The 1960-nt window shown below is 38.7% G+C and carries 2 protein-coding genes; one reads left to right on the top strand and one right to left on the bottom strand.

The annotated features are described in order from the left end of the window. Positions 1 to 853: gliding motility-associated C-terminal domain-containing protein (locus tag AB1414_12940; protein ID MEW6608328.1), on the top strand; the 853-nt coding region annotated here is incomplete at its 5' end. 190 nt (positions 854 to 1043) lie between these two features. Here the strand turns inward: AB1414_12940 and prmC are convergent. Continuing rightward, on the bottom strand, positions 1044 to 1925 hold the full coding sequence (prmC, locus tag AB1414_12935) for a peptide chain release factor N(5)-glutamine methyltransferase (protein MEW6608327.1): 882 nt from the start codon (positions 1923 to 1925) through the stop codon (positions 1044 to 1046). Between the last annotated feature and the right edge of the window lie 35 nt (positions 1926 to 1960).

Here is a 1960-nt window from a genome sequence, read left to right as displayed (position 1 = left end):
AGAGGAAATAGGTGAGAAACACACCTCTGACCCCTCTCAAGAGGGGAAGAGTTTCTGCCCGATAGAGGAGTGGGTGGTGGAAAATGAAGTTCGTAGTGAGAGTGAAGTGGATGAATTTAACCCACTTGAGCAGAAAGATGGTTGGGCAATTCATCTATCCGTTAAGGCTGGTAGCCTGACCGATGGATTTAACTTTGCTGGCGTTAACCCTGAGGCAAGCGATACCTATGATGATGGAGATGATATTGGTGAAATCCCAATGTTACCAGCAGAGGAAGGAGAATTCGCTCCTGCTTATCTCAGATGTTATTTTATTTCACCGACGGGAGATGAATATGGCTCTGACTATCGCAGTGAAGTAGAAACAAGCAAGGAATGGAAATTTAGGGTAGAGCAGGTAGGTGAGCCAGAGAAAGTAGAGATAAGTTGGGATATTACCACTGTTCCACTCCAATACTATCTCTACTTAAAGGATAGAGATAATCTGATTGATATGCGCAAGAATAAGAGTTATAGTGGCAATAAAGGAGAGTATAGTCTGATAGTCAGTAAAGAGCCGATAAAGGTAGTGTTGGGAGTGAGTAATGTAGGTGAATCTTACTGCTATCCTAATCCGATTAAAGGAGAAGGAAAGATATCCTTTGTTGTGCCTCAAGATAGAAGAATTAGATTGAAGATATTCAATATTGCGGGTGAGTTAGTCTATGAGAAGGAAGAAGATTCAGGAGGAGATGGGATTGTGGAATGGGATTGCCGTAATTCTGCTGGTGAGAAGGTTACCTCTGGAATCTATATTTATTTCATCCGTGACGATATAAGTTCAAAGACAGGTAAATTGGGAGTGATGCGGTAACCGTTCAGGTGGTAACTTACCGCAGAGACGCAGAGGAACAGAGAAGACATAGAAATAGAGTAACTATTCAGCCACTGATTGACACGGATTAGCACGGATAAATAGCAGAGGGCAGAAGGCAGAAGGAGGAAAAACCTTCAGCCTAATTACGGACACGGAAAACGGACACGGATTACGAATTTTCAGTGTTTTATCTGTGTCCATCTGTGGCTGAGGGGGTATTTTTCTTTACTGCCAAGATTACCCTTTTAATCTGTGCATAATCTTTAACTGTCTTTATCTCGCTAAATTTTTCAGTTTGTCTGATTTTATCACTTATTATCTCCGCCTGGTCATATCCAACCTCTAATCCTAAGCAGCCACCTTCTTTTAAATAATTTAAAGAATCGTTGATTATCTTATCATAAAAGTTTATGCCATCTTTTCCGCCGTCTAAAGCAATTTCTGGTTCAAATCGGACATCCATCGGAAGAGATTTTAGTTCTGAAGTTGAAACATAAGGTGGATTAGAAATGATAAAATCTACCTTCTGGTCTAAATTAAACTTTTTCAAAGAGTTGAGCAAGTCTCCTTTTAAAAAGGTAATTTTATCTTTGACCTTTAGTCTATGGGCATTCGTTCGGGCTATTTTTAATGCTGATGAAGAAATATCCAGGGCGTAAACCACTGCGTTCAATGACAGTGCCAGGCTAATGGCTATTACACCACTGCCTGTGCCAATATCCACAATGACTGGAGGAGATTTAAGTTTTTTCCCAATATTTATTATCTCTTCAACTAAAATCTCTGTTTCTGGTCTTGGGATTAAAACATTTTCATTGACTATAAATTCCCAGTTCATAAATTCTTTTTTGCAAAGGATATAGGCAATGGGTTCATAAGAGGCCCTTCGCTTAAGTAATTTCCGATAACGCTCTAATTTATTTTTAGTTAAGGGAATTTTATCATTCAAATAAAGGTTAATTCGATTATCGGCGATTAAATTACTCAACAGGATTTCAGCATCAGTTTTTGCGGTAGGGATATTATTATTTTCGAGATATTTAGTTGCTTGAAGTAATAATTCTCTCATTTGCCCAGGCATAATTTTTCTCTCATAATTTCAAT

The organism is bacterium (genome assembly GCA_040755795.1).
GTDB lineage: Bacteria > UBA9089 > CG2-30-40-21 > CG2-30-40-21 > SBAY01 > JBFLXS01.
This window is presented reverse-complemented; position numbering and strand designations above follow the sequence as displayed.

Coding starts and splice junctions, on each gene's coding strand:
- prmC (MEW6608327.1), bottom strand. CDS start 1,925: ATGAGAGAATTATTACTTCAAGCAACTAAATATCTCGAAAATAATAAT.